Here is a 15,074-nt window from a genome sequence, read left to right as displayed (position 1 = left end):
CGGCGACGACGACAGGAGACGCAGGCGCCCCAGCCACCACAGACGCCTCGCCCTCGGCCCTGACTGCAGCCGAACGGGCATCTCGGACTCATAACGTCTCGGCAACGCCGTCCCGGTGCAGGTGTCGCACGCCTGCGCGATCCGGGGCGCACCGCCCGCACCGAGGAGTCCCCGTGATCCGCCCCGTCTTCCGCTCGTCCCTGGCCCTGACCGGGGTCACCGGCATGGTCAGCGCCGGGCTGCTCCTCGGCGGGGCGGCACCCGCCGTCGCGGACGAGGTGTGCGTGACGGCGACGGGGTCGCCGACCGTCACCTGCACGTACCTCGCCGCTGGCACGGAGCACGTCTTCGTCGTCCCGGACGGAGTGACGAGCCTGGCCGTCACGGCCGTCGGCGGCACCGGTGGTCGCGCGGTCGACGGGCCGGCGGCGGGGCAACCCGCCGCGGTCACCGGCACGCTCGCCGTCTCACCGGGCAGCAGCCTGTTCCTCGCCGTCGGCGGCAACGGTGGCGACGGTGCACGTGCCATCGACGGCGCCACGGCGCCAGGAGGAGCGGCCGGGGCGAACGGGGGAGCGCCGGGTGCCGACGTCGTCGCCACGGACGACGAGGCGGCGACCTCGGGCGCCGGGGGCGGTGGCGCCTCCGACGTCCGCACGATCAGCAGCTCGGAGCCCGGCAGTCTCGAGTCGCGACTGCTCGTGGCCGCGGGCAGCGGCGGGGGAGCCCTGCTGACGGCTGGTGGCGCCGGCGACCCGACCGCGTGGTCCTACGCCGAGCCGGTCGAGGAGCTGCCCGTCGAGGAGGTGCCGGTCGAGGAGCTGCCGGTCGAGGGGGCGCCCGTGCAGGAGGCGCCGGCCGACGAGGCGGCGCCGGTCGCAGACCTGCCGGCCGAGGAAGCGCCTCTCGCCGAAGCGCTCGTCGAGGAGCCGCCGGCGCTTCCGCTCGAGCAGTGGCGGAACGAGGGCCGGTACGGCGCCGGGATGCCGGGGACCGCGTCCGCAGGTTCCCCCGTCTCCGGCGGCGGTGGCGGCGGCGGCGTCTTCGGCGGTGCCGGTGGCGAGCCGGGGGCAGCCGGTTCCGGCGGCACGTCGCTGGTGCCCGTCGGTGGATCGAGCTCGCTCGCCGAGGGCCCCGCCTCGATCGTCCTCACCTACACCGCGGCTGACGCTCCGGTCCCCAGCGCACCGACCGAGCCGGCGCTGGAGACGGAGCCGGTCACCGAGGAGCCGCCCGTCTCCGAGGCAGCACCCGTCGTCGAGCCCGAGCCGGTCGTGGAGCCCGAGCCGGTCGTGGAGCCCGAGCCGATCGTGGAGCCCGAGCCGATCGTGGAGCCCGAGCCCATCGTGGAGGCTGCGCCCGTGGCGGAGGTCGCCCCGGTGGTGGAGACGGAGCAGGCGCCCGTGGTCGAGCCGGCGCCCGAGGTCGAGTCTGCGCCCGTCGTCGAGCCCGCACCTGTCGTCGAGACCGAGCCCGTCGTCGAGCCGGCGCCCGTGGTCGAGACCGTGGAGCCGTGGACCCCGGGGTTCTGGTCCGGCGCCGGGGGGGACGAGTCCGACGTCCTCGAGACCACCGAGAGCACGCGGCTCGCGCTGGCGGCCGAGGAGGCGGAGGTCCAGGCGGCGAGGGCGCTGCTGGACGCCGACGGCGTCGGGCTGCTCGCCGCCGGGGTGGCCGCCAGCATGACGCTGGCCATGACCGTCCTCCTCGTCCTGAGCATGCGCCGCCGGTCGGACGACTGACGATCGGCTCGCACCCCTGGTGCGGCCGAGCCGCTCACTCACGGAACTCCTTCGGGTGATCGCGCTGTCGCAACCACGGATGTCGAGGCGCAGGTGGCAGGGTCCGTTCGGGTCGCCACGGGGGCGTCCGGGATCGGGGCATGACATGGGGCTGCGGATGCGGGCAGGAATCGGGATCGCGGCGATCGTCGCGACCCTGCTGACGGGAACCGGAACGGCGTCGGCGCAAGGGACGACCGTCGGCGGCGTGGGCGCGATGTACTACCTCAACGACGCCTTCACCGGCCGCGCCAACATCGAACTGGCCTACGGGGACCACGGCGACGAGGTCTACGTCGGCGACTGGGACGGCAGCGGCACCGACACCCTGATGGTGCGCCGGGGACTCACCTTCCACGCCCGCAACAGCGCCACGTCCGGGGCCGCTGACGTGGTCTTCTCCTACGGCGACGCGGGCGACACCGTGCTCGTCGGGGACTGGGACGGCAACGGTTCCGACACGCTCGCCGTCCGCCGCGGCAACACCTTCTTCGTCAAGAACAGCGTCACCACCGGCACGGCCGACGTCGTGTTCACCTACGGCGATCCGGGCGACACCGTGCTCGTCGGCGACTGGGACGGCCGCGGCGGCGACACGCTCATGGTGCGCCGGGGCAACCACTACTTCGTCAAGAACGACCTCTCGACCGGCACCGCGTCGAGCGAGTTCTTCTACGGGGACCCCGGCGACGTCGTCCTCGTCGGCCGGTGGTCGGAGGGCCAGGCCGGCGACACGCTCGGCGTGCGACGGGCCGCCACGTACTTCCTGCGCCACTCGCTGACGTCGGGCCCGGCCGATCGGGAGCTCGCCTACGGTGAGCCCACCGACACCGCGTTCAGCGGCGACTGGAACGGCGACGGCCTCGACACCCTCGGCGTCCGACGGGCACCGGCACCCCCGGCACCCCCGGCACCCGTCGGCGGGTCCGCGTTCGGCGACGGCACCCACCGGGTGAATGCGGGGATCGCACCGGGCACCTACCGCTCCGGCGCGGCGGCGGACTCCTGCTACTTCGCTCGGACGTCCGGCTTCGGCGGCACGTTCGACGAGATCATCGCGAACGGGATCGGGCGGGCGCAGATCGTGACGATCGCTGCCACCGACGTCGGCTTCGAGTCCAGCAGGTGCGGCAGCTGGCAGCCGGTGGCGGCCACGTACCCGCCGGCTCCCGTCACGGTGTTCGAGGTCGGCACATACGTGGTCGGCCGGCACATCGCCCCGGGCACCTACCAGGCCAGCGGCTCGGCCGATTCCTGCTACTGGGAGAGGCTGTCGGACTTCTCGCACGAGGGGGTCGACGGGATCATCGCCAACGGTTTCGGGACGGTGGTCTCGATCGATCCCGCCGACGCCGGCTTCTCGAGCTCCGGCTGCGGCGTCTGGACCCGGATCGGCTGACCGGCCGGGAGGGTCAGCGACCCTCGCGCAGCAGGCCGATGAGGTAGTCGCCGTAGCCGCTCTTGGCCAGCGGCTCGGCGGCGCGGCGCAGACCGTCGTCGTCGAGCCAGCCGTTGCGCCAGGCGACCTCCTCGATGCAGCCGACCTTGAGACCCTGGCGCTCCTCGACCACCGACACGAACTCCGTGGCCTGGCGCAGCGACTGGAACGTCCCGGTGTCCAGCCAGGCGGTGCCGCGGTCGAGCGCGGTCACCGTGAGGCGCCCCTCGCGCAGGTAGTGCTCGTTGACCGCGGTGATCTCCAGCTCGCCCCGAGCGCTCGGCGTGATCCCCCGCGCGATCTCGACCACCTGGTTGTCGTAGAAGTAGAGCCCCGGGACGGCGTAGGAGCTCTTGGGCTCCGCCGGCTTCTCCTCGATGGACAGCACACGTCCCTCGTCGTCGAACTCCACGACGCCGTACTCCTTCGGGTTGGACACGTGGTAGGCGAAGACGTGCCCCCCGTCCGGTTCGGGCAGGCGGGACAGCGCGGTGCCGAGCCCGGCCCCGTAGAAGATGTTGTCACCGAGGACGAGCGCGACCGACTGCTCGCCGATGAAGTCCGCGCCGATGAGGAACGCCTGGGCCAGCCCCTCCGGCCGGGGCTGCGCCGCGTACTCGATGCGCATGCCCAACCGGCTGCCGTCACCGAGCAGCGCGCGGAAAGCCGCCTGGTCCGCGGGCGTGGTGATGACGAGCACCTCCCGGACGCCGGCCATCATCAGCGTCGAGAGCGGGTAGTAGACCATCGGCTTGTCGTAGACCGGCATCAGCTGCTTGCTCACGGCCTGGGTGATGGGGAACAGACGGCTCCCCGTGCCACCGGCCAGGATGATCCCGCGCATGGGGCGCCACGCTACCCAGAGCTGCCGGTCAGCGGGCGGAGGTCCCCAGCCACAGCCTCCCGACGAGTGAGGTGCCACCGGCGGTGGCCGCCGGTTCCCACCGGGTGGCCCAGCCCTCGGCGTGCAGCTGGACGATCGCCGCGCCGAGCAGCGCCCCGAGGTTCACCGCGGTCGTGGTGGTGACCGCGTCGCTCAGGTGCACGTCGACGACGCCGTCGCCCTCTCCGCCGTAGCGCAGCACCACCGGGAACTCCGGCAGCGCGGTGCTTGCGGCGCGGAAGGCGGCCGCGACCGCGTGCAGCTCGCCGCCGCGCGGCACCAGCTCCGCGGCGGGGGAGCGGGTGGGCACGACGTCCCGCGAGCCGTAGGGGAACAGGTCGTCGGCCGGTGACCGCACGAGCGGGCGGGTGCCCTCGTCGACCTCCGGCCGCGCGATCGCCAGGCCGCGGACCACCGCGACCGGCACCCCGTCGAGCTTGCCCTTGACCAGGTCGGCGGCCGAGGCCAGCTCGTCGACGACGGCGATCCGGGTCGTCTCCAGCCGGTTGCCGTGCGCGTCCACGGCGCCGCGGTGGTCGGTGAGCGCCGCGATGCCGGCCGACCCGACCGCGACGTCGGTGAGCCCCTCGCGCCACGTGCGGCCGAAGGTGTCGCTCACCACGACGGCGACGTCCACGCCCAGCAGCGCCCGCAGCCGCTCCCGCAGCGCGCGGGCCGAGGCGTCGGAGTCCTCCGGCAGCAGCACGAGCGCCCCCTGGTCGACGTTGGACGCGTCGATGCCCGCGGCGGCCACCACCCAGCCCTGCGGTGTCTGCACGATCCGCAGCGGGCCGCGGCGGGCCACCAGGCGCACCGTCTGCCCCTCGATGGCGGCCTGGCGGGCCGCCTCGCGGTCGGCGCCCGGATCGACCCGCACCAGCGCGCCCTCGACCTTGGCCACGACCTTCGAGGTCACCACGACGACGTCGTCGTCGGCCAGCCACGGCGCCGCCCGCGCGATGGCACCGGCCAGGTCGTCGCCGGGTGAGAACTCGGGTAGCTCCCGGACGGGGAGCACGGAGATACCGGCCGGTTCAGGCACCTGCCGCCTCCAGCGCCGCGCGGGCCAGCGCCGTCGTCGCCTCGGGGGAGGACATCAGCAGCGGCACCCGGCGCACGTCGACGCCGGGGACGTCGGCGTCGTCGTCGGGGGCCACGAGCCAGGCGTCGAGCAGGCCGCCATCGGGGCGGGCGCCGTAGTGCCGGCCCACGCCCTGCGCGCTCACCTCGATGCCCAGCGCGGGCAGGCAGCGGTCGGCCATGCCGCGCACGACCGCGCCTCCCACGATCGGCGAGACGCCGGCGACCCGCCCGCGGATGGCCAGGAGCGCCTCGCGCAGGCCCGGGACGCCGAGCACGGTGCCGATGGACACCACGGGGTTCGACGGCGCCAGGAGGACCGCGTCGGCGGCCGCGAGGGCCTCGACGACACCCGGCGCCGGGCGAGCGGCCTCGACGCCGATCTGGACGAAGCTGCGCGGGTCGAGGCCGGCGCGGTGGCGCACCCACCACTCCTGGAAGTGGATGGCCCGCGGCCGGCCCGTCTCCGGGTCGTCGACCACGACGTGGGTCTCGACCCGCTGGTCGCTCATCGGCAGCAGCGTGACGCCGGGCTGCCACCGCGCGGACAGCGCGGCGGTGACCGCCGACAGGGGGTAGCCGGCGTCGAGCATCCGGGTCCGGATCAGGTGGGTGGCCAGGTCGCGGTCGCCGAGGCCGAACCAGGTCGGGTCGGCGTCGTAGGCGGCCAGCTCCTCCTTGACCGTCCAGGTCTCCCCGGCCCGACCCCAGCCCCGGTCCTCGTCGATGCCGCCGCCGAGGGTGTACATCACCGTGTCGAGGTCGGGGCAGATGCGCATGCCGTGCAGGGTCACGTCGTCCCCCGTGTTCACCACGGCGGTGATCTCCGCCCCGGGTGCGGCGGCCCGCACCCCCCGCAGGAATCGAGCCCCACCGGTCCCACCAGCCAGCACCACGATCTGCACGAAAGACATCGTGCCCGATAGGCAGTTGTGCACTGTTCCACGGGCGTGTCGGGGTTCTGCACGAGATGTGACGAACACCCTGTGACGCGTGGGGCAGGTGTGGCGTGTCGCTTACACCGGGCGAAGTTGACGGGCAGGCAACGACACGCGTGTAATTCCGGCGATGTCTTCGCCTGCACGAGGGTCCGGGAACGTCTCGACGGCCGCACGCGAGGACAAGAGCGAGAGGGGACGCACCGACATGGCCGAGGTTTCGTGGCTCAGCGACTACGTCAACGCGACGGAGCGGTCGACCGACCGCTTCGGGGCGGGCGCCGGCCAGGGCCTGGGCACCGGTGCGGGACCCGGGATCGCCGGGCTGCTGGGAATCGGCCTCGAGGCCGACGCGCAGTCGTGGCAGGAGCGCGCGCTGTGCGCCGAGACCGACCCGGAGGCGTTCTTCCCGGAGAAGGGTGGCTCCACCCGCGAGGCGAAGAAGATCTGCACCGGCTGCGAGGTCAAGGCCGAGTGCCTCGAGTACGCGCTGGCCAACGACGAGCGCTTCGGCATCTGGGGCGGCCTGTCCGAGCGTGAGCGCCGTCGCCTCCGCCGCCGCGCGGTGTAACGACAGCACGCACCCCCGCAGCCCGCCGACAGCGTCCATCGGCGGGCTGTGGTGCTATCTGGGGCGTGCCCACCCGGATCGCCGTCGGCCGGGCGCGCGTCGTCCGGGAGGTCCGGGCCGCCGAGCCCCTCGCCGAGCGGTTGCGGGCCCCGCTGACCGCCCGGCCGCCCTGGCTGACCGCCGTCCTCGTCGTCCAGGCCGCCCGCCGGCTGCCCGGCCGTCCGGTGGCGGTCGTCGTCGGCGGCGACCTGGACGCGGCCCCGCGGGCGGCCGCCTTCCTGTGGTTGCGCCGCCGGGGGCTCGGCACCGCCGTGACCCTGCTCGGCGACGGCGTCGGACCGGTGCCCGGCGGGCGGCCGCACGCCCGCCTGCTCGCCGCCGACGACGACGCGGCCGCTTTCCTCGCCGACGGCATCGCGGACCTGCTGGGCACCCTGCGCGGGACGTGGTCCCTCCGGCTGGCCGGGCTCCCGCTCGGCGATCCCACCGCCCGCCGGCTCGCCGCCCGCTTCCGCGGCGGGGCGCTGGCCACCGCGCGCACCGGGCGGCTGGTCGACGAGCTCGGCGACGAGGGCGTGGCCCGCAGCCGGGACCCGCGCGAGCTCGAGCGGTGGCTGCCGGCCCTGCTGGCGCGGGTGCCCGACGCTCGCTCCCGCACCTTCGTGCGCTCCGCCGCGAGGGTGCACGCCGCCGCCGGTCGGCTGGAGCTCGCCGTGACGCAGGACGCCGGGGGAGAGCTGCGGGACGGGCTGCTCACGCTGGTCGACGGCGAGGACAGGTGGGCCTGGTGGAGCACCGCCGCGCTCGCGGTGGAGATGGGCGCCCCGGCGGCCACGCTGACCGTGCCGCCGCGCCGGCTGCTCCCGGCGCCGGACGCCATGCGCTGGCTGCGGGTCAGCGGCCGAGGCGCAGGGCGCTGAGCGACTCCTCCTCGCGCGTCGAGGCGAGCTGGTCGCCCACGCGCAGCTCGCCGGTGGCCGGCACCCACCCGTCGGCGTCCTCGTCCCCGGCGGCCTCGACGGTCACGGTGAGCTCGAGGACGCGGCCGCTCGGCCGGGGTGCCGTCCCGGCCGGCCGGACGGTGGTGGCGAACCGGCCCGAGACGAGGAGGCGGTCGCCTTCCCGCTCGACGCGGAGGTCGGGTGCCGTGAGCTCCGCGTGCTCTGTCCGCGCCTCGCGGCACGCCGGATCGCCGGGGGTCGCCGGAGCCCGCGTCGTCAGGCAGTTCGCCGTCGGGAGCCGGAGACGCGCCACGGCCCGCCCGTCCTCCGTGGTCAGCTCCAGCTCCGGGTGGGCGACGGTGACCCCCACGGCGTGCTCCTCGAGGACGATCCCCTCGAACGCGAGCCGGGCCTCCGTCCCGTCGTCGGCGCCGGTGGACGGCGCGCCCGTCGACGGCCGGCCGGAGGGTGCCGGATCGGCGGCCGGGGTGCCGGTCCCCGCGGCGACGGCGGCCGCCACCCCGACGACGACCAGCACGGCGAGCGCGAGCGCGGCCAGCACGGTGGCCGGCCGCGCTCCGCGGGCCGGCTGCTCGGCGGGAGCCGGGGGCCCCGCCGGGGCCAGGGACACCCAGCCGGCCTCCCGCGAGCCGGCCGGCGCCGTGCCCGGCGGGTGCTCGAGGAACTCGGCGAGGTCGTCCGGCGGCGCGGACGGCGCCGCCCCGGCGGAGTCCCGGGTCCGGGACCGCAGCGCACGGGCCAGCGCCCAGCCGGCGACCAGGAGCGCGATCCCCAGCACCGCGCCGAGCGCGAGCCACGGTCCGGCTGCCGCCGCGGGTAGGTCCATCCCGCCCAGCATGTCAGGGCCCGGACGAGCGGCCGGCGGGGCTCAGGCGGTGGGGTCGATCTCCTCGGGGTCCCGGCCCAGCAGCACCGCCACCTGGTCGACGACGACGTCGCGGACCAGGTCGGCGAGGTCGTCCCGGTCGGCCGCGCGGACCTCCAGGGGGCGCCGGTAGACGATGATCCGCGGCGGCACCTCGCGGCCGTCCTCCCGGTGCGCGGGCAGCACCCGGGCCAGCGGCACGCTGCCGTCGTCGAGGACGTCGGCGTCCAGCACCACCTCGTCGGGGCTGCTGTGCTCCACCCAGGGCACGTCCTCGACCGCGAACTCGACACCCGCGAGCTCGCGCTCCCAGCGCCGCTCCAGGTCCTCGACGGCGTCGAGGACCAGGTCGTCGAACTGCTCGGCGCGGGTCCGGGAGAGCGGCACGTCGGTCGGGACGAGCCGTCCCCGGAGGCCGCGCCCGTGGCGGTCGCGCCGGGATCGGCCGGGGCGGCGAGGCGGTCGGGTCATGACCCGAGCAGCCTACGGCGAGGTGCGGCGCGACCCACGGGGTTCCCGTGCAGGATGGTGCGCGCCGCCCCGAAACGCCGGTGCGCCTGCTGCGGAGGCCCCCCGGCCGGGTTTACTGTGCCTTGCGTGAGGAACCGGTGGTGAGGCAGTCACGTCGCTGCTCGCGCAGCGGCTGCGCGCAACCGGCAGCGGCGACCCTGACCTACGTCTACGCGGAGTCGACAGCCGTTGTCGGTCCGCTGGCGACGTTCTCCGAACCGCACAGCTACGACCTGTGCGAGTTCCACGCCGAGCGGCTCACCGTGCCGCGCGGGTGGGAGGTCGTCCGCCACGAGATCGACCTCGAGGACGCCGGCCCGACCGGTGACGACCTGCTCGCCCTGGCCGACGCCGTGCGCGAGGCGGCCCGCCCGGAGCCCCCGCGGGACCCCGCCGACGACGGCAGCGGCACCCGCCGCGGCCACCTGCGCGTCCTGCCCGACCTGCCCTAGGTCGCAGCGCTTAGGGTCACCCCCGTGCGTGACCTCTCCTCGATCATCAAGGCCTACGACGTCCGCGGCGTCGTCCCCGACCAGTGGGACGAGGACGTCGCCCGCGCCATCGGGAGCGCATTCGCCGAGTTCGTCAGCAACGAGAGCGGCGCCACCACCGTCGTGACCGCCCACGACATGCGCGAGTCCTCGATCCCGCTGTCCCGTGCCTTCGCCGAGGGGGTCATCGCCCGCGGGGTCGACGTCGTGGAGGCCGGTCTCGGCTCCACCGACCTGCTGTACTTCGCGGCCGGCTCGCTGGACGTGCCCGGTGCGATGTTCACCGCCAGCCACAACCCGGCGCAGTACAACGGCATCAAGATGTGCCGCGCCGGGGCCGCGCCCATCGGGCAGGACTCCGGCCTGGCCACCATCCGCGAGTGGGCGCAGCGCGACGCCTACGACCGCGTGCCCGAGCGGGTCGGTGTGGTCACCGCGCGCGACGTGCTGGCCGAGTACGCCGGTCACCTGCGCTCGCTGGTCGACCTGTCCGCCATCCGGCCGCTGAAGGTCGTCGTCGACGCCGGCAACGGCATGGGCGGGCACACCGTCCCGGTCGTGCTGGCGGACCTGCCGCTGGAGATCGTCCCGCTCTACTTCGAGCTCGACGGCAGCTTCCCGAACCACGAGGCCAACCCCCTCGACCCGGCCAACCTCGTCGACGTGCAGGCCGCGGTGCGCGAGCACGGCGCCGACATCGGCCTGGCCTTCGACGGCGACGCCGACCGGGTCTTCGTCGTCGACGAGCGCGGGGAGCCGGTCAGCCCGTCGGCGATCACCGCCCTGGTCGCGGTGCGCGAGCTGGCGAAGGGCCGGGGGACGACGATCATCCACAACCTGATCACCTCGCGCGCCGTCCCGGAGATCGTCCGCGAGCACGGCGGAGAACCGGTGCGCACCCGGGTGGGCCACTCGTTCATCAAGGCCGAGATGGCCCGCACCGATGCGGTGTTCGGCGGTGAGCACTCCGCGCACTACTACTTCCGCGACTTCTGGCGGGCCGACACGGGCATGCTCGCCGCGATGCACGTGCTCGCCGCGCTGGGGGAGCAGAGCCGGCCGCTGTCGCAGCTGACCGCCGGCTACTCCCGGTACGCAGCCTCGGGTGAGATCAACTCGACCGTCGCCGACGCCGCCGCCCGGACCGCCGAGGTGCGCGAGGCCTTCGGAGGCCACGACGGCGCGCAGGTCGACGAGCTCGACGGCCTGACCGTCACCCTGCCCGACGGCGCGTGGTTCAACCTGCGGGCCAGCAACACCGAGCCGCTGCTGCGGCTGAACGTGGAAGCGCCGGACTCGGCGCGGATGACCGAGCTGCGCGACGAGGTGCTGGAGATGGTGCGGGCATGAGCACGCCGAACGGAACGACCGCCGGGCCGCTGGGCCTGGACCCCGAGCTGCTGGCCATCCTGGCCTGCCCGGACGCCCACCACACCCCGCTGACGGTGGACGAGGCCGCGAGCGAGCTGGTGTGCAGCACCTGCGGCCGCGGCTTCCCGGTGCGCGACGGGATCCCGGTGCTGCTGCTGGACGAGGCCCGGCACCGGAGCGCGTGAGGGGCCCGGCATGATCTCGCCCGAGCTGGCCGAGGAGATCCTCGACGACCTCGAGCTGCTGCGGGCCCGCGACCCCCGCGGCCTGCTGCCCGCGGTCGCCGGCGCCGGCGCGCAGGTCCGGGAGACCACCCGGCTCACCGACGAGGCCGGGCTCCAACGGATCACCGACGGCGGCCGGCCGCGTGGCCTGGTCGTCGTCGGCCGGCGGGAGGGTGCCGTCGCCGCCTCGGTGCTGCGGGCCCTGCTCGGGCCCGGCAGCCCGGTGACCGTCGACCACGTCCCGGGGCCGGCGCTGCCGGTGTGGGTCGGACCGAGCGACGTCGTCGTGGTCGCGACGCGGACCGGCGCCGGCGCGTACGCGGTGGGGCCGGCCTACGAGGCGGCCCGTCGCGGCGCGGCCCTGCTCGGCATCGGCGCGGAGGACGCCCCGTTGCGCGCGGCGTGCTCGAGCGCTCGCGCCCCCTACGTGCCGTTGCCGACGTCCCGCGTCCGGCACACCACGCTCTGGTCGCTGCTCACCCCGATGCTGCGCCTGGCGAACGGGCTCGGGCTGCTCCCCGGGGAGGCGGCCGACCCCGAGGCGACCGCCGCCGCCCTCGACGAGATCGCCCAGGAGTGCGGGCCGGCGCAGGAGACCTTCGCCAACCCCGCGAAGACCCTGGCGCTGGAGCTGCTGGATGCGCTCCCGGTCATCGTCGCCGAGGGGCCGCTCGCGGGAGCGGCGGCCACCCGGGTCGCCGACCAGCTGGCCACCCTCGCGGGGTTGCCGGCGCCCGGCTTCCGCCTGCCCGACCAGCGGGTGGCCGCCTGCACGGTCCTGGGCGGCCCGCTGGCGCCCCAGGACGGGGACGACTTCTTCCGCGATCGCGCCGAGGACGAGGGCCGCCGGCTACGGCTGCTCACCGTCCGCGACGCCGAGGCGGGCGGGCACGACGGCGGCGGTGAGCGCGATCCCCGATCGGCCTCGGAGGCTCTCGACCAGGTGCTGCGCACCGCGGCGGAGCACGGCGTCCCGGTCAGCGCGCTGGCCGAGCACGGGGAACCGGAGCGCTACGGGCGGCTGCCGCGGGTGGCCCGGCAGCTGGCCGTGGCCGACTTCAGCGCCGTGTACCTGGCGTTGGTGCTCGACAACGAACGCGCGTTGCGTCCCTAGCCGCTCGGGGTACCCCCGGCGGGTCCGACCGGCGCGCAGCCCGCGGGCACGCCACCATCTCTGGCACGGCACGCGGGTGCCGACCGATCGGAAGGACTTCCCTTGGCGGGTGGACTGGTAGCCCTGCTCGACGACGTCGCGGTGCTCGCGAAGGCCGCGGCCGCCTCGTTGGACGACATCGGGGCCGCGGCCGGGCGGGCCAGCGTCAAGGCCGCCGGCGTCGTCGTCGACGACACCGCCGTCACGCCGCAGTACGTGCACGGCCTGAACGCCGAACGGGAGCTGCCGATCATCCGGCGGATCGCGCTCGGGTCGCTGCGCAACAAGCTGCTGCTGATCCTCCCGGCGATCCTGCTGCTCAGCCAGTTCCTCGACTGGCTGCTCACGCCGATCCTCATGGTCGGCGGCGCCTACCTCTGCTACGAGGGAGCCGAGAAGATCTGGCACCGGCTCACCGGCCACGCCGAGGAGCACGCGACGGTGGAGGACGCGCTGCCGGACGAGAAGACGATCGTCTCCGGCGCCGTGCGCACCGACTTCATCCTGTCGGCCGAGATCATGGTCATCTCGCTCAACGAGGTCGCCGACGAGGCCTTCCTCTCCCGGGCGGTCATCCTGGCAGTGGTCGCGGTCGGCATCACCGTGCTCGTGTACGGCGTCGTGGGCCTGATCGTGAAGATGGACGACATCGGGCTCAACCTGGCCCAGCGGTCCGGCCGGGCGGTGGCCGGCATCGGCCGCGGGCTGGTCAAGGGGATGCCGAAGCTGCTGACCGCGCTCACCGTCGTCGGCACCGCCGCGATGCTGTGGGTCGGCGGCCACATCATCCTGGTGGGCACCGACGAGCTGGGCTTCCACCCGGTCTACGAGTTCGTGCACCACCTCGAGGAGGCGGTGCACGACGCGACCGGAGCGTTCGGCGGGGTGCTGGGCTGGCTGACCAACACCGTCGCCAGCGCCGTCCTCGGCCTGGTGGTCGGGGCGCTGGTGGTGCTGGTGGTGAACCTGACGGTGCACCGCCGCGGGGCGCGCGCCGGAGCGCACTGAACCAGGGACAGTAGGAGCCATGCACCCGGGGGAGACCGACCGCACGCTGCTGTCACCGGAACGCCGCCGCGCCGACCGCGCCCGCCTGCCCGACGAGGTCGTCGACGTGCTGGTGATCGGCGGCGGGGTCACCGGCGCCGGCGCCGCGCTCGACGCGGCCAGCCGGGGGCTGTCGGTGGCGCTGCTCGAGGCGCGCGACTTCGCGGCGGGCACCTCGAGCCGGTCCAGCAAGCTCATCCACGGCGGGCTCCGCTACCTGGAGCAGTTCGCCTTCCCGCTGGTGCACGAGGCGCTGCAGGAGCGGGCCCGGCTGGTGCGGACGATCGCCCCGCACCTGGTCCGCCCGCTGCCGTTCCTGCTGCCGCTGACCGCACCCGCCTGGCAGCGCGCCTACTACGGCGCCGGCGTGGCGCTCTACGACGTGCTGGGCGCGGCGTTCACCTCCGAGCGGTCGATCCCGCGCCACCGGCACCTGTCCCGGCGGGCCACGCTCGAGGCCTTCCCGGGGCTGCGTGCTGACGTCGTCCGCGGCGCCATCCGCTACTGGGACGCGCAGGTCGACGACGCCCGGCACACCCTGGCCGTGGTCCGCACGGCGGCCGGTTACGGCGCCCGGGTGCTCTCCAGCGCCCGGGTGACCGGGCTGCTCCGGGACGGGGAGGGGGCGCAGGCGCCGGTCGTCGGCGTCCGGGTGGCCGACCTGACCGACGGCACGTCGTTCACCGTCCGGGCGCGCAGCGTCGTGGCCGCGACCGGCGTGTGGAGCGACGACATCGGCGCGATGCTCGGCGACTCGGCGCCCAGCCTCAAGGTGCGCGCCTCCAAGGGCGTGCACCTGGTGGTGCCGAGGTCGGCCATCGACGGCTCGGAGATCACCCCGAACGGGCTGATCCTGCGCACGCCCACCAGCGTGCTGTTCGTCATCCCGTGGGGCGAGCACTGGATCCTGGGCACCACCGACACCCCGTGGCGGCTGGACCGCGACCACCCGGCGGCCAGCAGCGCCGACATCGCCTACCTGCTCGACCAGGTCAACCGGGTGCTCACCCGGCCGGTGACCGCCGACCAGATCCTCGGCGTGTACGCGGGGCTGCGGCCGCTCCTGGCCGGGGAGTCCGACGAGACCAGCCGGCTCTCCCGCGAGCACGCCGTCGTCACCCCCGTGCCGGGGCTGGTGCTCGTGGCCGGCGGGAAGTACACGACCTACCGGGTCATGGCGGAGGACGCCGTCGACGCCGCGGTGGCCGGGCTGCCCGGCGTGCCCGCGTCGCGGACCGCGCACCTGCCGCTGGTCGGCGCGCACCGCTGGACGGAGGTCCGCGATGCGGCCGGGACGCTGGCGGCCGGGGCGGGCGTGCCCGTCGAGACCGTCGAGCGGCTGCTGCACCGGCACGGGGACCGGACCCCCGACGTGCTGGCACTGGTCGCCGCCGACCCGGCCCTGGGCCGGCCGGTGACCGGCGCGCCGGAGTACCTGGCGGCGGAGGTCGTGCACGCGGTCACCGCCGAGGGTGCGCTGCACCTGGACGACGTCCTCACCCGGCGCACCCGCATCTCGATCGAGACCGCGCACCGGGGCGTGGAGTCCGCACCGGACGTCGCCCGGCTCATGGCCTCGGTGCACGGCTGGCAGGAGGACTTCCTCGCCCGCGAGATCGCCCACTACGAGGCGCGGGTCGAGGCCGAGCGGGAGTCGCAGCGGATGCCCGACGACCGCACCGCCGACGCCGCCCGGCTCGGCGCCCCGGACGTCAGGACCGCACTCGCCGACGCTCCGCGGAGCGCGACCACCGGCTGAC

15 protein-coding genes are annotated in these 15,074 nt (G+C 75.2%); 10 read left to right on the top strand and 5 right to left on the bottom strand.

From position 1 onward, the window contains the following. The first annotated feature begins 173 nt into the window (after nucleotides 1-173). Nucleotides 174-1,742 (top strand): glycine-rich protein, encoded by a 1,569-nt coding sequence (locus tag DQ241_RS21380; RefSeq protein WP_199584510.1) that lies wholly within the window; start codon nucleotides 174-176, stop codon nucleotides 1,740-1,742. A 157-nt stretch (nucleotides 1,743-1,899) separates the two neighbouring features. Next, nucleotides 1,900-3,180: a hypothetical protein gene (locus DQ241_RS13705; protein ID WP_147252378.1), complete on the top strand. Its 1,281-nt coding sequence runs from the start codon at nucleotides 1,900-1,902 to the stop codon at nucleotides 3,178-3,180. Nucleotides 3,181-3,193: 13 nt separating this feature from the next. On the opposite strand, the gene rfbA is transcribed toward DQ241_RS13705, so the two are convergent. From rfbA to cofD, 3 genes are read right to left on the bottom strand one after another with little or no spacing between them, the layout of a single operon-like run. Further along, nucleotides 3,194-4,063, bottom strand: coding sequence for a glucose-1-phosphate thymidylyltransferase RfbA (rfbA, locus tag DQ241_RS13700; RefSeq protein ID WP_113830732.1), 870 nt, complete (start codon nucleotides 4,061-4,063; stop codon nucleotides 3,194-3,196). Between the two features lie 28 nt (nucleotides 4,064-4,091). Further along, nucleotides 4,092-5,144, bottom strand: coding sequence for a coenzyme F420-0:L-glutamate ligase (locus DQ241_RS13695; protein WP_113830731.1), 1,053 nt, complete (start codon nucleotides 5,142-5,144; stop codon nucleotides 4,092-4,094). After that, nucleotides 5,137-6,087, bottom strand: a complete 951-nt coding sequence (gene cofD, locus DQ241_RS13690; protein ID WP_113830730.1) for a 2-phospho-L-lactate transferase — start codon at nucleotides 6,085-6,087, stop codon at nucleotides 5,137-5,139. The genes DQ241_RS13695 and cofD overlap by 8 nt, the downstream gene beginning before the upstream one ends. Nucleotides 6,088-6,436: 349 nt before the next feature. Between cofD and DQ241_RS13685 the strand changes: the two genes are divergently transcribed. After that, nucleotides 6,437-6,691, top strand: a complete 255-nt coding sequence (locus DQ241_RS13685; RefSeq protein WP_179722282.1) for a WhiB family transcriptional regulator — start codon at nucleotides 6,437-6,439, stop codon at nucleotides 6,689-6,691. Nucleotides 6,692-6,756: 65 nt separating this feature from the next. Next, nucleotides 6,757-7,611 carry a hypothetical protein gene (locus DQ241_RS13680; protein WP_199584509.1) on the top strand — a complete coding sequence of 285 codons (855 nt, stop codon included), beginning with the start codon at nucleotides 6,757-6,759 and terminating at the stop codon, nucleotides 7,609-7,611. On the opposite strand, the gene DQ241_RS13675 is transcribed toward DQ241_RS13680, so the two are convergent. Next, the gene (locus tag DQ241_RS13675; RefSeq protein ID WP_147252377.1) at nucleotides 7,586-8,479 is read right to left on the bottom strand and encodes a hypothetical protein; all 894 of its coding nucleotides are present in this window, start codon (nucleotides 8,477-8,479) and stop codon (nucleotides 7,586-7,588) included. The two genes, DQ241_RS13680 and DQ241_RS13675, sit on opposite strands and share 26 nt — an antisense overlap. A gap of 42 nt (nucleotides 8,480-8,521) precedes the next feature. Next, nucleotides 8,522-8,989: a metallopeptidase family protein gene (locus DQ241_RS13670; RefSeq protein ID WP_113830727.1), complete on the bottom strand. Its 468-nt coding sequence runs from the start codon at nucleotides 8,987-8,989 to the stop codon at nucleotides 8,522-8,524. 140 nt (nucleotides 8,990-9,129) lie between these two features. Between DQ241_RS13670 and DQ241_RS13665 the strand changes: the two genes are divergently transcribed. The 6 genes from DQ241_RS13665 (at nucleotide 9,130) to DQ241_RS13640 (ending at nucleotide 15,073) form a co-directional block, all read left to right on the top strand. Then, the gene (locus tag DQ241_RS13665) at nucleotides 9,130-9,480 is read left to right on the top strand and encodes a DUF3499 domain-containing protein (protein WP_113830726.1); all 351 of its coding nucleotides are present in this window, start codon (nucleotides 9,130-9,132) and stop codon (nucleotides 9,478-9,480) included. 24 nt (nucleotides 9,481-9,504) lie between these two features. After that, the gene (locus DQ241_RS13660; RefSeq protein WP_113830725.1) at nucleotides 9,505-10,869 is read left to right on the top strand and encodes a phosphomannomutase/phosphoglucomutase; all 1,365 of its coding nucleotides are present in this window, start codon (nucleotides 9,505-9,507) and stop codon (nucleotides 10,867-10,869) included. Continuing rightward, nucleotides 10,866-11,075 carry a Trm112 family protein gene (locus DQ241_RS13655; RefSeq protein WP_255410991.1) on the top strand — a complete coding sequence of 70 codons (210 nt, stop codon included), beginning with the start codon at nucleotides 10,866-10,868 and terminating at the stop codon, nucleotides 11,073-11,075. Before DQ241_RS13660 ends, DQ241_RS13655 begins: the two co-directional genes overlap by 4 nt. Before the next feature lie 10 nt (nucleotides 11,076-11,085). Further along, complete coding sequence (locus tag DQ241_RS13650; protein WP_113830724.1) at nucleotides 11,086-12,228, top strand: SIS domain-containing protein; 1,143 nt, start codon at nucleotides 11,086-11,088, stop codon at nucleotides 12,226-12,228. Between the two features lie 102 nt (nucleotides 12,229-12,330). Continuing rightward, a complete protein-coding gene (locus DQ241_RS13645; RefSeq protein ID WP_113830723.1) occupies nucleotides 12,331-13,275 on the top strand; it encodes a DUF808 domain-containing protein in 945 nt (314 codons plus the stop codon). Between the two features lie 19 nt (nucleotides 13,276-13,294). After that, nucleotides 13,295-15,073 (top strand): glycerol-3-phosphate dehydrogenase/oxidase, encoded by a 1,779-nt coding sequence (locus DQ241_RS13640; protein WP_113830722.1) that lies wholly within the window; start codon nucleotides 13,295-13,297, stop codon nucleotides 15,071-15,073. Nucleotide 15,074: the final 1 nt, after the last annotated feature.

Source organism: Blastococcus sp. TF02A-30 (assembly GCF_003319185.1).
Classification (GTDB): domain Bacteria; phylum Actinomycetota; class Actinomycetes; order Mycobacteriales; family Geodermatophilaceae; genus Blastococcus.
Note: the sequence above shows the minus strand (reverse complement) of the source record. Positions and strands in the feature narration are given on the sequence as shown.